General features: G+C 59.9%; 22 protein-coding genes. 9 read left to right on the forward strand and 13 right to left on the reverse strand.

Annotated elements, in window-relative coordinates:
- Nucleotides 1–2 precede the first annotated feature (2 nt).
- The 10 genes from ACQY4G_RS11325 to ACQY4G_RS11370 form a co-directional block, all read right to left on the reverse strand.
- Nucleotides 3–1,355 carry an MBL fold metallo-hydrolase gene (locus ACQY4G_RS11325; RefSeq protein WP_086438288.1) on the reverse strand — a complete coding sequence of 451 codons (1,353 nt, stop codon included), beginning with the start codon at nucleotides 1,353–1,355 and terminating at the stop codon, nucleotides 3–5.
- A 72-nt stretch (nucleotides 1,356–1,427) separates the two neighbouring features.
- Complete coding sequence (locus tag ACQY4G_RS11330) at nucleotides 1,428–2,132, reverse strand: NAD(P)-dependent oxidoreductase (protein ID WP_421991006.1); 705 nt, start codon at nucleotides 2,130–2,132, stop codon at nucleotides 1,428–1,430.
- A gap of 92 nt (nucleotides 2,133–2,224) precedes the next feature.
- The gene (locus tag ACQY4G_RS11335; RefSeq protein WP_007163850.1) at nucleotides 2,225–2,713 is read right to left on the reverse strand and encodes a DUF6692 family protein; all 489 of its coding nucleotides are present in this window, start codon (nucleotides 2,711–2,713) and stop codon (nucleotides 2,225–2,227) included.
- Nucleotides 2,710–3,237, reverse strand: coding sequence for a DUF305 domain-containing protein (locus ACQY4G_RS11340; protein WP_007163851.1), 528 nt, complete (start codon nucleotides 3,235–3,237; stop codon nucleotides 2,710–2,712). The genes ACQY4G_RS11335 and ACQY4G_RS11340 overlap by 4 nt, the downstream gene beginning before the upstream one ends.
- Nucleotides 3,234–3,647 (reverse strand): potassium channel family protein, encoded by a 414-nt coding sequence (locus ACQY4G_RS11345; RefSeq protein WP_086438290.1) that lies wholly within the window; start codon nucleotides 3,645–3,647, stop codon nucleotides 3,234–3,236. Before ACQY4G_RS11345 ends, ACQY4G_RS11340 begins: the two co-directional genes overlap by 4 nt.
- Nucleotides 3,644–4,393 (reverse strand): glutaredoxin family protein, encoded by a 750-nt coding sequence (locus tag ACQY4G_RS11350; RefSeq protein WP_090480206.1) that lies wholly within the window; start codon nucleotides 4,391–4,393, stop codon nucleotides 3,644–3,646. The genes ACQY4G_RS11345 and ACQY4G_RS11350 overlap by 4 nt, the downstream gene beginning before the upstream one ends.
- A 112-nt stretch (nucleotides 4,394–4,505) precedes the next feature.
- Nucleotides 4,506–5,789, reverse strand: a complete 1,284-nt coding sequence (locus ACQY4G_RS11355; protein ID WP_232725834.1) for an APC family permease — start codon at nucleotides 5,787–5,789, stop codon at nucleotides 4,506–4,508.
- 281 nt (nucleotides 5,790–6,070) lie between these two features.
- Nucleotides 6,071–6,346, reverse strand: a complete 276-nt coding sequence (locus tag ACQY4G_RS11360; RefSeq protein ID WP_007163855.1) for a hypothetical protein — start codon at nucleotides 6,344–6,346, stop codon at nucleotides 6,071–6,073.
- 44 nt (nucleotides 6,347–6,390) lie between these two features.
- A complete protein-coding gene (locus ACQY4G_RS11365) occupies nucleotides 6,391–6,858 on the reverse strand; it encodes a DUF411 domain-containing protein (RefSeq protein WP_007163856.1) in 468 nt (155 codons plus the stop codon).
- Nucleotides 6,855–7,541 carry a class I SAM-dependent methyltransferase gene (locus ACQY4G_RS11370; RefSeq protein WP_086438291.1) on the reverse strand — a complete coding sequence of 229 codons (687 nt, stop codon included), beginning with the start codon at nucleotides 7,539–7,541 and terminating at the stop codon, nucleotides 6,855–6,857. The genes ACQY4G_RS11365 and ACQY4G_RS11370 overlap by 4 nt, the downstream gene beginning before the upstream one ends.
- A 148-nt stretch (nucleotides 7,542–7,689) precedes the next feature.
- Here ACQY4G_RS11370 and ACQY4G_RS11375 point away from each other — a divergent pair, with 148 nt between their 5' ends.
- From ACQY4G_RS11375 to ACQY4G_RS11405, 7 genes are all read left to right on the forward strand, one after another.
- On the forward strand, nucleotides 7,690–7,986 hold the full coding sequence (locus ACQY4G_RS11375; protein ID WP_007163858.1) for a hypothetical protein: 297 nt from the start codon (nucleotides 7,690–7,692) through the stop codon (nucleotides 7,984–7,986).
- A gap of 3 nt (nucleotides 7,987–7,989) precedes the next feature.
- The gene (locus ACQY4G_RS11380) at nucleotides 7,990–8,424 is read left to right on the forward strand and encodes a periplasmic heavy metal sensor (protein WP_086438292.1); all 435 of its coding nucleotides are present in this window, start codon (nucleotides 7,990–7,992) and stop codon (nucleotides 8,422–8,424) included.
- A 15-nt stretch (nucleotides 8,425–8,439) separates the two neighbouring features.
- The gene (locus ACQY4G_RS11385; protein ID WP_371876727.1) at nucleotides 8,440–8,997 is read left to right on the forward strand and encodes an RNA polymerase sigma factor; all 558 of its coding nucleotides are present in this window, start codon (nucleotides 8,440–8,442) and stop codon (nucleotides 8,995–8,997) included.
- A gap of 48 nt (nucleotides 8,998–9,045) precedes the next feature.
- Nucleotides 9,046–10,887, forward strand: coding sequence for a copper resistance system multicopper oxidase (locus ACQY4G_RS11390; protein WP_421991008.1), 1,842 nt, complete (start codon nucleotides 9,046–9,048; stop codon nucleotides 10,885–10,887).
- Nucleotides 10,884–12,200: a copper resistance protein B gene (locus ACQY4G_RS11395; protein WP_421991010.1), complete on the forward strand. Its 1,317-nt coding sequence runs from the start codon at nucleotides 10,884–10,886 to the stop codon at nucleotides 12,198–12,200. Before ACQY4G_RS11390 ends, ACQY4G_RS11395 begins: the two co-directional genes overlap by 4 nt.
- A 91-nt stretch (nucleotides 12,201–12,291) precedes the next feature.
- On the forward strand, nucleotides 12,292–12,777 hold the full coding sequence (locus ACQY4G_RS11400; protein WP_086438295.1) for a YybH family protein: 486 nt from the start codon (nucleotides 12,292–12,294) through the stop codon (nucleotides 12,775–12,777).
- 20 nt (nucleotides 12,778–12,797) lie between these two features.
- Nucleotides 12,798–13,532, forward strand: a complete 735-nt coding sequence (locus tag ACQY4G_RS11405; RefSeq protein ID WP_421991012.1) for a PepSY domain-containing protein — start codon at nucleotides 12,798–12,800, stop codon at nucleotides 13,530–13,532.
- Between the two features lie 13 nt (nucleotides 13,533–13,545).
- Here ACQY4G_RS11405 and ACQY4G_RS11410 read toward each other — a convergent pair whose 3' ends face one another.
- Complete coding sequence (locus ACQY4G_RS11410; protein ID WP_421991014.1) at nucleotides 13,546–14,052, reverse strand: hypothetical protein; 507 nt, start codon at nucleotides 14,050–14,052, stop codon at nucleotides 13,546–13,548.
- 27 nt (nucleotides 14,053–14,079) lie between these two features.
- The gene (locus ACQY4G_RS11415) at nucleotides 14,080–14,367 is read right to left on the reverse strand and encodes a hypothetical protein (RefSeq protein WP_007163866.1); all 288 of its coding nucleotides are present in this window, start codon (nucleotides 14,365–14,367) and stop codon (nucleotides 14,080–14,082) included.
- Between the two features lie 175 nt (nucleotides 14,368–14,542).
- Here ACQY4G_RS11415 and ACQY4G_RS11420 point away from each other — a divergent pair, with 175 nt between their 5' ends.
- Nucleotides 14,543–14,980 carry a hypothetical protein gene (locus tag ACQY4G_RS11420; RefSeq protein WP_086438296.1) on the forward strand — a complete coding sequence of 146 codons (438 nt, stop codon included), beginning with the start codon at nucleotides 14,543–14,545 and terminating at the stop codon, nucleotides 14,978–14,980.
- Between the two features lie 215 nt (nucleotides 14,981–15,195).
- Entirely contained in the window at nucleotides 15,196–15,825 is a 630-nt protein-coding gene (locus tag ACQY4G_RS11425) for a DUF2231 domain-containing protein (RefSeq protein WP_040464221.1), read from the forward strand.
- 800 nt (nucleotides 15,826–16,625) lie between these two features.
- On the opposite strand, the gene ACQY4G_RS11430 is transcribed toward ACQY4G_RS11425, so the two are convergent.
- Nucleotides 16,626–17,261, reverse strand: a complete 636-nt coding sequence (locus ACQY4G_RS11430) for a hypothetical protein (protein ID WP_421991016.1) — start codon at nucleotides 17,259–17,261, stop codon at nucleotides 16,626–16,628.
- Nucleotides 17,262–17,312 lie beyond the last annotated feature (51 nt).

Consider the following 17,312-nt stretch of genomic DNA (forward strand, 5'->3'; position numbering starts at 1 on the left):
CTTCAGCCATGCGCGTTTTTCCAAGCGCCCATGGAACCGAGATAGATGTCGAGGCGCTTGAAGCCCTGGCTTGCGAGCCAGCCTGCCGCAACGCTCGCCCGCATGCCGCTCGCGCACATCAGCGTGTAGTGGCGGTCGCGGTCGAGCTCTTTCCATCGCTTGTTGAGCTCGCCAACATAGATATGCTCTGACCCGTCGATGCTTGCATCTTGTCGTTCGTCCGCGTCGCGCACGTCGAGCAAAGTCCATTCGCAGCTGTCTTGATCGAGCCTGCGCGCGACTTCCTCGGTGCCAATCATGGGAATGCTGCGCATCGCTTTGCCCTGAGCAGCGGCTGGAACCACGCCGACATAGCCGCCGACAACATTATCGAGACCGATGCGCACCAGATGGGCCATGGCGTGGGCTAGCTGGTCTTCCTCGGAAGCGACGAGGGCAATCCTGTCGCCTTCACCGAGGAACCATCCGGCAAAGGCCGGTATCATTCCCACCGGAAGGCACATGGCACCCGGCATATGACCGGCGGCATAGGCGAGCGGCTCGCGCACATCGACCAGGTGATCGGCGCCGCTCTCGCGAAGGTCGTCCAGCCCCAGACGCCTTGGCCGCATAATCCGCGGCGCGGCATCGGCCCCTTCGAGGTTAAGCCGTTCCATCAGCCGGAAATAGGGAGGTTGGTAGTGGTGTTCTGCTACCTTCGCCTTGATGAACTCATCGCGGTCGGAGATGCGCAGGCGCGGGTTGTTGCGCCGCTCGTGGCCGATTGTCGAGAATTCCCGGTCCGCCATTCCCGACCCGCAGACCGAGCCCGCACCATGCGCCGGGTAGATGATCGCCTGGTCGCCGAGGCGGCAAAGTTTCTGCAGGGAGTCGAAAAGAAGGCCCGCGACTTCTTCCTTGCGCTCGGGATAGAAATCGGTGCGTCCGACATCGCCGACGAACAAGGCATCGCCGGTAAAGACGCCGACCGGTCCCTCGGAATATTCGCTGTCATGGATGACGAAAGCGAGATGATCGTCGGTGTGTCCAGGTGTTTCAAGCACTTCGATCTTCAATTGACCCAGCTCGAAACAATCGCCTTCGCGCGTAGTGTTGGCGAAGGCCACGTTTCCGGCCGGATTGGGACCGTGGTGAACCGTCGCACCAGTCAAGTCCGCAAGGATCGGCGAGCCGCTGAGCAGATCCTCATTGCGATGGGTTTCGAAGATATGCGTTATCTCCAGCCCTTCAGCCCGGGCCCTTTCGACATAGACCTCGAAGTCCCGGCGCGGATCGATGACCGCTGCCTGTCCGCCCGAACCGATGATGTAGGAAAGGTGCGAGAGGCCAGGGGTTTTGATCTTCTCCAGAAACATACAATTTTCCTTGTCTGTTGCTCAAAACTTGTAACGTTCGGGCTTGTTACAGAACGATAAATGATACGACGCTCAATCGATACCGAGTTCGGCCTTGATGGAACCAGGACTTTCGAAACGTTCGGCTTCGGGCCTGCCGATGGCAGGCTTTGCGTTGATCCAGGTGTCTTCGCACACGAATTCAAGCAGGCTCGCCGCGAGATCAGCATGACGGCACCGGAAACAGCCTTCCGCCAGCCGCTCGTCCGTAATCACGGCGTCGCCAGTGTAAGGCTCATCCAGCAGCCAGCCCGGCCGTGCGGCCGTCCATTTAATACCTTGGGCGTCGCTGAGCATCACTTCCATGGAGCGCATCTGCTCGAGTATATTGAACAATGCAGGCTTGGCAGTGAGTTCAAACCAGGCCGGGACGCTCGACTGATGTTCGACGAAGGCAGCGGAGATTACGGCAATGCGGTCGATCTTCGCTTGTGCCATCGCCTCGAGCAGGTTGCGCGTGCCATCGGTATAGAGCGGCGGTGGATCGATCGCATTGCCCGGACCGAAAGCGACACCGAGGGTCGAGATAACCGCGCGGCAGCCATCGAGATCGCCCGCGAAATTATCCGACAGCACATCGCATTCGATATATTCGAAGTCGCCCACCCGCTCGCCTGGCCCAGGCACGGTGTGTTCAAAGGCGCGGATCGGTATGTCTCGGGCAATGGCACGCCTCAAGAGCTCGGTGCCGGTCTTCCCGCCTGCGCCGAAGACAGCGATGGGCCTCGTATCGGTCATCTGCTTGTTCCTGTAAAAATGGTGAGGGCGACGAAGGGCGGAGGCGCGGGCGCATGGGTTAGCCGACGGCCCGCCCATGCGCCCTGCCAGTATCAGGCTCCGTCGGCCGGACAGGTGGTATAACCCCAAAAGCCGAACTCATCCTTGGCTCTTGGTGCTGCCACGATCATCTCCTGCATTTGCAGGCCCGCATCGCCTTCATCATCCAGCATGCGGGTTTTGATCCGAAGCTCGCCGTTCGCATAGCTGCCAGGGCCATCGGCGGTCACGGGGATCAATTTGCCATTGATCTTGATCGCTCCGCCCCCGTCACCGTCATAGACAAACGAGGGAAAGGCCACTTCGGTCAGGCGGAACTGGCAGGCCTGTCCTGCGCCCAGAGCAGCAAGGTCCGCGTCATTCATGGTCCCGGGAAGCATGAGGCCCGGGTCAACATTTGCCAGTGCACTGGCCGCGTCCTCGATCGGCGCGGCAGTGGCAGGCGGGTCGAGCTGGGCTTCGCGGTCGTTGCCCGGAGCGGTGTTCGAATTGCAGGCGGCAAGCGGCAGCGCGATGAGCGCCGTGAAAGCTATCTTGTTCATGGCTGCATCTCCTCGGGCAGGCGTTCTTCGGTTCGAGGACCGTTCTGCTCGATATCGTCTATGAGGTATTTCATCTCGGCGATTTCGCGGCGCTGTGCGACAATGATGGCCTGCGCGAGTTCGCGCACGCGAGGATCTTTCAGGCTCGCGCGTTCGCTGGTCATGATCGCGATTGAGTGGTGCGGGATCATTGCTGCCATATATTCGGTATCGTCAACGGTGGTCTGGCTGCGCACCAGCCATAGTGCGAGCGCGAACACAAAGGCCCCGACGCCCAGGATGATCAAGTTCTTGGTCCGGTCCTTGTACATGCCCCACATGAAGAGCAGCATGACAACCATCATCATCGCGCCCATGACGAACATCATCCAGAAGCGCGTTTCGCTCCAGAAAAGATCATCGACGGTAAAGGTGTTGGCATACATCAGGAAGAACATGATCACGGTCGAGGTCGACACCATGGCCATGAATCGCCAGTAGCTGCCGCCCCCTCCCTTGTCCGAGTGGGAGGTCTTTTCGGTCATGCTTTTTCTCCTTTTTGCATCATGGTCCAGAATAGCTGCGCCGAGCAGCTGATGAGAGCGAAGCCGGTAAGGGCCTCGACGCCGGCGAGAACTCTCAGGTGCTCGGTCGGATAAATGTCGCCCAGGCCCAGTGTGGTCACGTTGATGAGCGAGAAATAGAAGTAGTCCATCCAGTGCATGGAAGGCGCCTTGTCGAACCCTCCCAGGCCCCATTGCGCGCCCAGCCAGAAACCTGCGGCAAAAAGGATCGCGACCAGGAAATGCGACGCGAGCACGAGTAGCGAGACTGCAAGCTTTCCCAGCGTATCGCGGCGGCGATCGAGAAGCCGGTGGCCGACACCCAGAATGGCAAGGTGGGAAGCGACGGCTGCAAGGAACAGAAAGACGGCGAGAAGGAGCGCGGTGATCATGCGAGAAGCTTCGCGCCCATCCACAGACCCATTCCGATCATGAACAGATTTTCGGTCAGCGAGACGAAGCCGAGCGGCACATTGCTGCCCCCACCGACGCAAGCGCATTTGAGCTCACGCTTGTCGATGTAGACAGCCTTGAAGACGCTGACAGTGCCGACGGTGCCAATGAACAATGCCAGCGGGGCCGAGAGCCAGGTCAGCGCGCCTGCGGTCATCAGAATGCCGGCAGCGGCTTCGCCGAACGGGTAGACGAAGCCATAGGGCACCCAGCGCCGTGCGAGCAGATCGTAGTTGAGGAACATTGTCGAGAAACTGCGCACGTCCTGAAGCTTCTGGACGGCGAGCAGGGTCATCGACAGGCTGACGAACCATTCCGCGGCCCGGACGGTGAACAGATCGTCAAAAAACGCCCAGCTCAGCCCTAGCGCGAGCAGCAGCGCGACCGCGAAAATCGCAATGACCGGCTGATAGCTGGTCTCGCCTTCCTCTGGCTGCGAACGGCTCTTGCCGAAGAACTCGCGGACATCGTCATAGCCGCCAATGCGCTTGTCTTCGATAAAGGTCTGCGGGGTGGTCTCGACGTTGTGCTTGTCCTTGAATGCGTCGGTTTCCTCCCTGCTGGTCAGGTGATGATCCTCGACCTCGAAGCCTTGCCGTGTGAGGAGATCGACCGTCTTGATGCCATAGGGACAGACATGGTCCTCCATGACCATACGGTAGACCGCCGCTGTTCGGGTCGTCATGAATCGCTCCATCTGTTTTGCCTGACGTTTCTCGTGCTCAACGCCGGTTTTCGGTGAACGGTTTCGAAAGAGCCCGGCGTAAAAGCGGCAAAGCTGGTTGAAGAAGGTGCCATCACCTTTTCTCTCCTGACCCATCATCTTCAGGAGATGCGGGCGCTTCGGAATTGCGCGAGAGGTAGATCCATTCTCCCACGAAGACTGCGACGATGCCGATCGCCGCGTAGGCGACAACGGCAGGATCGCTGCGCAATTTGGCCGCGGTAAAGGCTGCGAGGACCACGCCATCTGCCGCGAGCGCTGTCAGAAGTATTGTTGCGCGCGCGCCGACTTCCTTGCGCAGGTGGCGCAGGACGCCCCAGTGAACCAGCATATCCATGACGAGGTAGAAGAAGGCGCCCAGCGAGGCGATCCTTGACAGATCGAACAGGACCGCAAGCGTCCCGGCAATGACCACCGTATAGACCAGCATGTGGCTGCGAATCCCGCCGCTCATGCCGAAATGGCTGTGCGGGATCATCTTCATGTCGGTCAGCATCGCAAGCATGCGCGACACGGCAAATACGCTCGCTATCACGCCCGAAGTGGTGGCGGCGATCGCGATCGCCACGGTGAAATAGAAGCCCAGTTCTCCCAGCGCCGGACGCGCCGCAGCCGCGAGCGAATAATCGCGCGCCTCGACGATCTCGGATATGCTCAGGCTCGAACCCACCGCCACTGCGACAAGCAGATAGATCACGATGCAGACGGCTATCGAGATCATGATGGTTCGGCCGACATTCTTGTGCGGGTCAACGATTTCGCCGCCGCTATTGGTAATCGTGGTGAAGCCTTTGAAGGCGAGGATCGAGAAAGCAACCGAGGCGAGCAGGGCTTCTGCATTGGTCAGCGAAACGGACTGCGAAAATGCGCCTGATGAAAATCCGCTGGCCCAGATCGCCGCGACTGCGAACAGCGCGATACCGCCGATCTTGATGGCGGACATGATGAGCGAGAAGCCGCTTACCGACTTGTTGCCCGCTGCATTGACGAGATAGGCGAAGATGATGAGTGCAAGCGCTGCCAGCGAAACGAGCCACCCGCTGCTTTCGAGGCCAAACGGGCGCAGCGCGTAAGTCGCAAAGGTGCGGGCCACGAGGCTTTCATTGATGACCATCGACAGAGCCATCAGGAGCGATGCCGACGCGGCAATGACGCCGGGTCCGTAGGCCTTCTGCAAGATCATCGCGATGCCGCCCGAAGACGGCCATTTGTTCGACATCTTGATATAGCTGTAGGCCGCCAGCGAAGTTACCAGCGCGCCGGCGATGAAAGACAGGGGGAAGAGCGGACCGGCGAGCTCGGCGATCTGCCCGGTCAGCGCGAATATGCCGGCACCGATCATGACGCCGGTACCCATCGCAACGCCGCCCAGCAGGGTTATCGAGCCAGCCGTTTCGCTTTGATTCTCGTGCTCATGGTCTTGCAAGACTTTCCCCTGTCGATGGTCTCCCGTGAAAGAAAGATTATGTCGACCAGTACGTTCGCCCTTGCCGCGTCCCTCAAAAAACTTTCAGGACAAAGCCGGAGAGTTGCGTTTTGCTCGGGGCGCTCGAGCAAATTGCGGCCTAAAGCGGACTGCCTGCGCGACCGAAAAACGCTCCGCGAGTTTCAAGGCAAGCGGCCATCGCCGCCGATCTGCTACGTCCTGAATCGGTTCCGGAAAAATCGCAGCATTGGCACCCCAATGATCGCGATGTACCAACCGTACAAAAAGCTGCCGAGAGCGCCTGCCAGAAAGCCCGAGATGGTCAGCCATTCGAACCCGGGAAGCAGCGGCGCCCACGCTTCGTGCATGTGCGCCTGTTCGGGCGCGAGCAGGCCGAAACCGATGCAGATCAGGTAGCTGAAAAGCAGGAAGAGGCTGAGTGTCCAGCCCCATATCAGTATTGAGGTTTTGACCGAATAGTCTGACATGATGGTCCTCCGTTAGAGTTGGCGCTGAGATGGCTTGTCCATGGTCACGGGTAGGATGCGAAAACGCGCTGCCCGCCTGAGCCGAAGGCGATGACATCATACGGCTGCACCCGGTCCCCGGCTTCCATTCCGGGCGAGCCAAGCGGCATTCCGGGCACAGCCAGGCCTGCCACGCCTTCGGGGCTTTCGCGTAATAGTTTCGCGATGGCATCGGCGGGCACGTGGCCTTCGATGATATAGCCATCGACTTCCATCGTGTGGCACGACCACAGATCCTGCGACACACCCCTGGCTGTCTTGAGCGCAGCCATGTCGTCGGTGTCGACCGAGGCGACCTCTGCTTCGAGTCCGTGTTCTACGTGACCGGCCCAATTGAGACAGCAGCCGCACCCTGCGTCGCGGAACATGGTGTAGGTCGCGGCCTGGGCCGCATTCGAGCAGGCTGCAATGGCGAGGAGGAGCGAGGCCGCCAGCGAACGGCGTAGCGGTCTCGAATCTTTCATGAGGTTCATTGAGCATTGCCTTTCTTGATGCCGCGCCAGAGAGAAATGGTTCCGGTCGCGGTATGGATACGATCGAGCAATTCGGCGTCCGCGAAAATCTCGGCGAGCAATTTCTCGACGGCTCCGTCGGCGCTCGGCTGGGTGTCCTTGACGCCGTCGAGAAGCTGAACGCTCGAACGGAACAGCGCGCGCATGAGTGGAGCATCCTGCCGCATATAGTCGGCAATCAGCGCCATGCCCCCGGGGGCGAGCAGGTTCTCGATCTGGTCGAGGATCGCGCGCTTTTGCGATACGGGGACCTGGTGAAGGACGAGGCTGCTGACGATCTTGTTTGGCCGCCAGCCGTCGGAAAGCTCGAGACTATCGAGAAAGCCGTTGTGCCACCGGACCATATCGGCTCCGGCACCGAACTTGCGCTGCGCGATAGCCAGCGCTGCGGGGTCGGGCTCAACGCCGATGAAGCCGGCTTCGGGGCAGTTGGCCATCAGCGCCCTGAGCAAGGTCCCGGTGCCGCACCCGACATCGATGACCTTGTCGCCGGGCAGCAATGCGGCCTTTTCGACGATTGCGCGGCGCCACCGTCTCTCGCGCGTAAAGACTGCGATCGCGCGATCATAGAACGGCGTGAGCCAGCTTTTGCCCAGCGGCGGAGTGAACTCGCGCTCTTTTGGCGGAACTGCCGCGCTTTTCATGCCATGGCTCCTATTCGACGCTGGTACTTGCCGCTGTTGCTTGACTTACTCCTCTTACGCGTCGCCGACCCGCACCCCTCAAAAAAGAAACTTGAGGGTTTGCGCGAAGCATCGCGTATAGGAACCGTGCAACCGACAGGAGCAAGGGATGCGTGACAATCAGACACTCGATGCGATGCTCGGCACCATGGCCTCGCAGAAGGCTGGCGACGTGCCGCCCGACTTCATGAACGGCGTCTGGCAGCGCGCAGGGCAGCTGGGGGAAATTGCCGATCAGCGGCGCAGAATGGCCTTGTTCGCCGGTCTGTTTGTCGTCGGCCTAACGGCAGGCGCAGGGACCAGCGGATGGCCGTCCGAAAACGGCGCTCCTACAGAAATTGTTGGCGAGAGCCTCGTTGGCGGAGAATCCCTGTCACCCGCTGCATTGCTTCATGTGGGGTCATAGACGTTGAAGAAGTTTCACCTTGTCCTTGCGGTCCTGCTGGCGGCGCTCGCCGGATGCCTAGGAGCGCTTGCCGCCGATCGCTGGGCCAACAACGATGCCGAGGGCGGCCTGCACCAGTTCGTGCACGATGAGCTGTCGCTCACGGCTGACCAGGAGCAGCGGCTCGATGCGCTCGAAGCGCGTTTCGCGGTAGAACAGGCAAGGCTCGAAGCCTCTGCGCGCGCAGCCAACGCCCAGCTCGCCCAGGCAATGGAAACCGAGCACGAATACGGGCCCGAAGTCAGTGCCGCGATCGACGAGGTGCATGCGCGCATGGGCGATTTGCAAAAAGCGACCGTGCGCCACGTCTTCGACATGCGGGAAATTCTCGATTCCGATCAGCAGCTCCAGTTCGACCGGAAAGTGTCCGCGGCCCTCACGCGCGATCCGCGTGACTGACCAGCCTTGGCAGCGGTGGATGACACTTCGGATGAAGCTCTGATCGGGCGGGCGATAGCCGGTGACAAGCGGGCGTTCACAGCTCTCGTCGAGAGCGAGATCGCCCGGTTGATTGCGCTTGCCACGCGCATGCTGGGTTCACCATCGCGGGCCGAAGATGTCGTTCAGGACGGTCTCGCGTCGGTCTGGCTGACACGTCATCGCCTCGATCCGAGCAAGCCCATCGGTCCCTATTTGACGACAATCGTTCTCAACCGGTGCCGCGACAAGCTCCGCCGCAGGAAAGTTATTGGCTTCCTTGGTTTGCCGGATGGGCGGGAAGCCGACGCCGTTGCCGACGATGCCCCTAATCCCGAAAATGTTGCCGGAGCCCGCGAACAGCTGCGGCTGGTCCAGGCCGAAATCGGGCGCTTGCCGGTGCGCCTACAAGAGGCGCTCGTGCTGGTCACTGTCGAGGGGTACAGCCAGGCCGAGGCTGCCGAGCTGCTCGGCACCACCGAGAAAGCCGTCGAGACGCGCATCTATCGTGCGCGCAACCGGCTGAAGGAGCGGTTCGAAAAGTTTGAGGGGTAGGGCAGCTGACCGCGTATGTGACGGTATACGCATTTTCAGGAGCCCCCTATGCCTGCCCTCAATCGCCGAAGATTCCTTGGAACAAGTGCTAGCGGGCTGGGCCTGCTTGGTCTCTCCGGTGCCATGCCGGCCTGGGCGCGCGGCGCGGACATCCTTGCAGGAAACGCCCGCAAAGGGCTGGATGAAGTATCCGGGCCGAATATCGACCTCACTGTCGCGCGGTCTGCCTTTGCAACCGGCAACAGACGCGGCGGCGCCATCGCCGTCAACGGCACGATCCCCGGCCCGTTGTTGCGTTTGAAGGAAGGCACGACCGTCCGATTGAACGTCCATAACCAGCTCGAGGAAGACACCTCGATCCACTGGCACGGGCTGCTCGTGCCATTCGAACTCGACGGGGTGCCAGGTGTAAGCTTCCCCGGCGTCAAGCCCGGAGAGACCTTCACCGCTGAATTCCCGGTGCGCCAGTCGGGCACCTACTGGTGGCACTCGCATAGCGGCCTGCAGGAACAGGCCGGGCATTACGGCGCCATTGTGGTGGATCCGGCTGGACCCGATCCGGTCCAGGCGGACCGCGAATATATCGTGGTGCTCAGCGAATTCAGCGAAATGTCGCCCCACACGATTTTCGACAAGCTCAAGAAGGGCGAAGGCTACTTCAACTACAACATGAATACCTGGACCGACGACTATCCGCTTTCGGGCGAGGATCGCCGGATGTGGGCGAGAATGCGTATGATGCCGACCGACCTTAGCGATGTGTCGGCCCCAGCCTACACTTACCTGCTGAACGGTCATGGCCCGCTCGACAATCTGGAATATCTCTTCCGTCCGGGCGAGCGCGTGCGGCTGCGCTTCATCAATGCCGGGGCCATGACCTTCTTCAATATCCGCATTCCAGGCCTGCCGATGACCGTCGTTCAAGCCGACGGGCAGAACGTCGAGCCGGTCGAAGTGGACGAGTTCCAGATCGGCGTCGCGGAGACCTACGACGTCGTCGTGACGCCGGGTGAGCAGCAGGCGTACACATTGGTGGCCGAGTCGGTGGATAGGTCCGGAATGGGGATCGCAACGCTTGCGAGCGCGCCTGGCGCGCGCGCGGCCATTCCGCCGCTGCGCGATCCCCCGCTTCTGACCATGGCTGATATGGGCATGAGCGGTATGGACCACGGGGCTGGCAGCAACGATGCCGGTATGACCGGCATGGATGATGGCGCCGGCGGTATGGCCGGAATGGACCACGGATCGAGCGGAGCGGCTGGCGCGGATGGGATGTCCGGTATGGATGGCGGTTCGGCGGAGATGGCTGGCATGGCGGGAGGTATGCAGATGCGCGATACATCGCTCCTGCCTCCCGACGTGAAGGTCGGGCCCGGTCTCGACATGGTCTCGATGAACCCGGTCGACCGTATGGGCGACCCCGGCATCGGCCTTGCCGATGTCCCCCACCGCACCCTCGACTATCGCAAGCTCCGCTCGCTGACACCTCATCAGGAGGGGCGGACTCCCTCGCGGCGGATGGAAATCCATCTCACCGGGAACATGGAACGCTATATGTGGTCGTTCGACGGCAAGAAGTTCTCCGCCGTCTCCGACGAGCCGATCCGCTTTGCCTATAACGAACGCGTGCGTGTCAAATTGATAAACAACACGATGATGGCGCACCCGATCCACTTGCATGGGCACTTCTTCGAACTGGTTAACGGCGCACCTGCCGATCGTCAGCCGCTCAAGCACACGGTTAACGTGCAGCCGGGCGGCAGCGCGCAGTTCGACCTGACGGCGGACGAGCCGGGCGACTGGGCCTTCCACTGCCACCTTCTCTACCACATGCATGCCGGGATGTTTCAGATCGTCACTGTCGCCAATCCCGATGGGAGCGAAGCATGAAGATTCGTATTACCAGCCTGCTCGCATCGATCGCAGTCGGCTCAGTTCTCGCCTCCCCCGCTGCGGCGCAGCATGCCGGTCATTCGCCCGCGGAGCCGCAGCAGAGCGCCGAGGCGCAGGCTGACGCCAAGACAAAGTGCGAAGAAGAAGCCCAGCGCCATCGCGCGATGGGGCACCCGGTAGCCGAAGGAGCTTGCGAACCAGTGGCCCAGCCTGAAGTTGCCATGGATCATTCGACGATGGACCATTCGACTATGTCTCATGGTTCGACGACCGCTCAGGATGGTCATTCGGGCATGGCAATGCCGATGGACGCTGCCCGTCCGGAGACTACACCCGGGAGTCATGAAGGAATGGATCATGGCTCGATGCCGCATGGCACGCCTGCCGAAGGCGCGATGGATCATTCGCAGATGAACCAAGGCGACATGGGTCAGGCGGAAGCCAGCAACTCGTCGATGGACCATGGGCAGATGGATCACAGCCAGATGAACCATGGGCAGACGGGATCGCAGGATATGCAGGGCATGGACCATTCGGCGATGCAGATGGGCTCGAACGACGATATCCCGCTGCTGCCGCCTCCTCCCGAAGCCGGGAGCGGTCCCGCGCGCGCGGCGGTCGCGATCTGCGGCGAGGAAGCCATGAACGAAGCGCGGCGCGAACTTGTCCGCGAGACCGACGGCGGGATGCGCTTCTGGTTTCAGGGCGACCGGCTCGAATACCGCGCCCGCGAGGGAGTGGATGGATATCTTTGGGACATCCAGGGCTATTATGGTGGTGATATCGACAAGTTCTGGTTCAAATCCGAGGGCGAAGGCAGCTTCGGTGAGCCTGTCGAGGGAGCCGAAGTCCAGGCACTCTGGAGCCGGGCGATCGCTCCCTTTTTCGACCTACAGACAGGTGTGCGCCAGGATTTAACAGGACCCGAGCGCACCCATGCTGTCATTGGCATACAGGGCATTGCTCCCTACCAGTTCGAGGTCGACGTTGCAGCGTTCGTATCGAACAAGGGTGATGTAACCGCGCGCTTCGAGGGCGAGCTTGATCAGCGCATCACGCAGCGGCTGATCCTCCAGCCGCGAGCCGAAATCGCTCTTTCGGCTCAGGATATTCCCGAACTCGGCATTGGCGCTGGCCTCGACCGGATCGAGGCAGGTCTGCGTCTTCGCTACGAGTTCGCACGCGAATTCGCGCCCTATGTCGGCGTCTCCCAGGAGTGGCGGATCGGTCAGAGTGCCGATTTTGCACGCGCCGCAGGGGAAGACCCTAGCGTGACGAATTACGTCGTGGGCATGCGATTCTGGTTTTAAGAGAAGGAAATATACAATGAGGATAAGACTATCTCTAAGCGCGGTCGCCCTGGCCTTGGCTGCAGGCGGCACTCCCGCCCTGGCACAATCCATGGATCATTCCGCGCACTCGGACCCTACGGCTTCGACGCAGATGGACCATACGGAGCAGGGCATGAACCACGCCGAGCATATGGATGCGATGAATGATGACGTTGCGGAAGCCGAGGCGGTTCTGACATCATATCGGGATGCCCTGACGTCGCGCGATGCAGAGGCCATGGCCGCGCTGTTTGCCGAGGAATCCTTCGTTTACGAAAACGGCAAGGCGGAAGGCAGCTTCACGTATTACATGGAGCATCACCTGGGACCGGAACTCGATGCAATAACCAGCTTCACCTTCGGCGAACCGACGCTCGCAGTCACCCGGATGGGACATATGGCGTATGGCCGCGAATCGTACACCTATCGGATCGAACTGGCCGACGGCCGCGTGATCGACCGCGAAGGCGTTGCGACCTCGGTGCTTGCCCATGATGCGGATGGCTGGAAGATCGTTCAGTACCATTCGTCGTCACGAGCGCCGCGTAACAACTGATTTGATCGGGGGAACACCGATTGGCGACACGCTCTTTCAAGCTGCGTCTGCATGTGCTGGGCAGCAAGCTTCACAAATGGCTGGCAGTCTTTGTCGGCGTCCAGGTGCTTCTATGGATGGCCACCGGGGCGCTGATGTCGTTCCTCGACATCGAAGAGGTCCGGTCCGAACATGTCGTTTCGCGCGCACCGGAGGTTCTGCCCGCTAATGCTGCCATGCCCGAGTGGCTCGATAGCAGGGAGGGGGTGGTTTCCCTTGCGACGCGCGCGGTCGGCGGCAGGACAGTAACCGAGATCCGTCGGGACGATGGAAGCGTCACGCTCCGCGACCCGAACAGCGGCGCTCTCCTTTCGCCTCTTTCGAGCGCGAGCGCACAGGCCATCGCTCGCCATGCTTGGACGGGGCCACCAACCACCATAGCGACCACGCGCCTCATCGAAGGTGCTGTCGGGACCGAATCCCGGGGTCCGTTCCCCGCGTGGCAGATTACCTATGGCGATGAGGACAATACCCGCGTCTACATCGATGCATCGAGCGGCTCGGTGCTCGCTGCCCGCAGCGACACCTGGCGTCTGTTCGATTTTATCTGGGGGCTGCATATCATGGACTGGACGCAGCGCGACCGCATCAACAGCTGGTGGCTGCTACTGTTCGGGATCGGCGGGACAATCATCGCGGTTTCGGGCTTTGTCCTGCTTGCCAACCGGTTTCCCAGGATCAGGCGGCGGGCGAAACATGTGCCGAATGCCCCCTGAAGCCGCTCCCAGTTTAATCAGGTTCGGCTCGGGCAAAGCGGACCAGAAGGATCGTTAGCGCGGGCACGATCGTCCACATCGCGATCGGGATCAGCGCCAGTCCCGTCACTGGCTCTTGCGGCATCAACTCGCTGTAGCGCCAGCTCAGGAAACTGTTTGCCGGAAGCGATGTGGCGATCATTTCGACGGCGATCGCGACGACAAGCCCGAAGCTGAAATAGATCGCATAGGGCATTTTGGCGGCTTGCCAGAGCCACGCGTGCCCGCCACGTAATCCTGCAAGGCTATAAGCTGTCAGCAGGATCACGCCATCGCCCAGGCTTGCAATGCCGCAGCGAATGGTCCGCTCGAAGGGTTCGAGATCACCCGGTTCGAAGAATGGCATCTGGAAAATCTCCCAGACGAACGCGATCAGGCTCCCGCAAATAAGGATCAGCCAATGGGTTCTGGTCATGTTGCAGGTACGCCCGAAAAATCTGCGCCAGCAAATAGCAAGCGGCCGGATTTCCACTTCCTGCATAGCGCCTTCGCTGCCCCAAAGCCCGGATCAGTCATGATTTTCGCGGCCCTCCGACTCGGCCATGCGAGCAGCGCGTTTGAGAAATTTCCGCATGTCACCTGCTGCCAGTTCGGTAAGCGGGTGCCGGCTCGCATCGGGGCGCGGTTCGATCATGTCCGCACGTTTCCTAATCTGTTCGATCTGTTCATCGCTCGCCCCGGACAAAAGGCCAAGAACTATGTTCTCGAGAGTAATGAGGCGAATGCGCATTTGCACCAGATCGGCATGATCGGGCTCCGGGATATCCCAGCTGCCGTTCTCATTGACCGTGCTCACGACTGCTTCTCCGACGGCTCTGCTGGCACCATGATACTCCCCATTCGTCGTTATCGGCTTCTCTCAAAAAGGTGGCCGAAAAACAGCACCGCTGCAACCGGCCGTGCTTCGGCCCACCAGCCCCACCGCTGCTGCGGATTGTTTGAGGGGAAGAGATGGCGGCTGCGTAAAGAGGATGACTGCACACAGCATCCACCGCAAGACCGACGAAAGGAAATCGACCATGAAACTGACAGTTCTAGCTTTCGCGCTCGCCACCGGCCTGGCAACCACCCCGGCAATGGCCCGGCAACAGCATGACCACGGGGATCAAGCGGCGGCGCAGCAGCAGTCACACGCTGGCCATATGATGCAGGATTCGGCGGCCATGACGGCCCACCGCGAGAAGATGGCTGAAATGCGCGCGCTGATGCAGCAGGCCCACGCGGCGAGCGATCCTGCCGAACGCCAAAGGCTTATGGCCGAACATCGTGCAAAAATGCAGGAACACATGGCGGGCATGATGCAGGGGGACAACGCCGATATGATGGCGGCCTGTCACCAGCACATGATGATGATGCATGACATGATGGAGCAGATGGCGGCTCACGAGAACATGGCGCAAGACGATTAGGAGGCGGTGGCCGGGCTCTCGCTTTGTGCCTGAGCCTGGCCACACTCTTACCAGGGCGCGGTGCAAGGCAGGAGGTCCGACCATCTCGTGAGTAAAATTTGAACCCTCACGCGTCGACGATCGCCGCGCTCTATCACCGCAAGAGATGAAGGTTCGCAGAGCATTACAGACACAATAGGTTGCACGACCATCGCCAAGACCGGAGCCCGTAGAGAATGAAACGAATACAATTCATGGCTATTGTGGCCGCCAGTCTGCTCTGGATAAGTCCGGCCCAGGCCCATGGCGACGAGGAACATGGCGAAGCGGCCAGTGCTGTCGTCTCCGATGCGGCGTCAAAAGATATCCAGGCTGCGCAGGGGCACGGCGACACGGCTGCTGATCATGACGGGGCGAAGGGACAAGATGCAGACGAAGGCGACAAGGGCGTGGTCGGTGTGCTCAAGTCGCTGCATCCCGCCACCGTACACTTTCCGATCGCCTTGTTCTTTATGGCCGCTCTCACCGAGCTATTCGTCATCGCACGGAAGGGCACAGGCCTAGAGTCGGCAGTGCGCGTACTTGTTTATGGCGGTGCCGCCGGGGCGGTCGTGGCGGCCATATTCGGTTGGATCCATACCGGTCTCTGGTTCGGCGGAGATACTGCGATGCAGGTTCATCGCTGGAACGGAATGCTGATCGCGGTTCTCGGTCTGGCGATGGCCTATCTGGCGAGCCGTGCTTCCGCGAGCCGGACCGCGTTTCGCGCCGCAATCTTTGCCATGGCCGCTCTAGTGCTGGTGCAGGGATTTCTGGGCGGCGAGCTTGCGCACGGTGCCAATCATCTTGGTATCTCCTGGCTTTGAAGGATAGAATGATGCGCAGATCAAATCGGAACGCGTTTGTTGCCCCCCTTGCTGCGGCGGCATTGGGGCTAGGGCTCGCTGCCTGTGATCAGACGCAGGACACTTCATCAGAAGCTGAAGCCTTGCCACTGTATACGGCCCCGCCGACCGAGAGCACAGGTGCTGGCGAAGGCGAAAGAGACAACGCTGCCTTTCCCGCTGGAGAGGCCAACACGAACCGGTCGGGTGAAGCTGCGACTGCCGGTAGGCAACCAGACCGACCGGCGAGCACTCCGGTAGTAGCGTCGTCCCCTGCGGCCACTCCCCCGCCGGTGAAAGCCCAGCCTAGCAATACACCCGATCCTCATGCGGGCCACTATATGCCATCCATGCCCGACCATGACATGCCCTCGATGTCCGATCAGGCGCATGGATCGTGACCTGGCGTTTCGCCTTCTGATCGGCCCAAAAACGGCCGACGCTCGTTTTACCAGTCACTACGAATAACAAGTCGTCGTTTGCCAAAGGCGCTTTATCTCATCTGTCCGATTTTGGGGGTATTGATGGGGGTATTTGCAAGACGACTCAAAAAGTTTATTAGGTAAATCAGCACGTTATATGCTCTCTATATTTCCCTCCTCCGCTACCAGAAAACGTTGATTTTATAAACAAAATCCCGGATCGCGCCGCGGGGCTGGTTTGTTGAAGCACGCATAGGTTTGTAAACCTGTGTAAACCAGCCATCTAAACTCCTGTAATCCCACGTAGAATTTTTGCCTTTCGAACAGTGTTAGCTGTTGGTCGATTGAATTGGTTGTTGGCTAGGATACAGGACGGGAACGGCTGGTATCGAAACTCAGCTCTCGTTTCAGATCTAGCCGAGGAATTCTAGCGTCTTGCCTTATCACCAACGAGCGTGCGAAAAATCGCTCTGTGTCTGTCTTCGTGTCGATAAATTCGCTCGCCACGCCGACCAGTCCATCTCCTCTTTGATTGCTGACTGAGGCCAAGACACTTAGGTTGCCATCGGGGAGTAAGTGCACAATCTCATAATCACCTCCGGTATTCCCGGAATGATCTTGTGGGATGGTGCGTGGGTTTTGAACGTCCAGAGATAAGTCTGCTTGAACTCCTGGGACTATCTCCACAGATCTTCCGTTTAACAGCACTGCTGTTCCAACCAAGAATCTATCAATCTCGGTTAAGTTGATCCCTTCGATTTTGAACATGCTCGCAATTTCTCTTTTTGCTTGCGAGAGGTTGAACGGAGCTTCGATGACGATTTTACGCGAAAAGAATGTTGCTAGTTTGTAGAGGAGAGAAGGCTCGCTGCAGTGAATTTGGGTGGGATAGATTGAGCGGTCCGGAAACCAGGATTTGACTGCATCGTTCGGCTGCTTTTTCGTAATTCCGATAGAACGTCTTATCTTCGACTCTTTAGCATTCCTGATATTCATCAAAAGATAACCCGTTTATCCCCTTGACGCATGTATGAGATTCTGGCATAA

This window comes from Qipengyuania sp. (assembly GCF_965277845.1).
In the GTDB taxonomy this organism is placed as follows: Bacteria; Pseudomonadota; Alphaproteobacteria; order Sphingomonadales; family Sphingomonadaceae; genus Qipengyuania.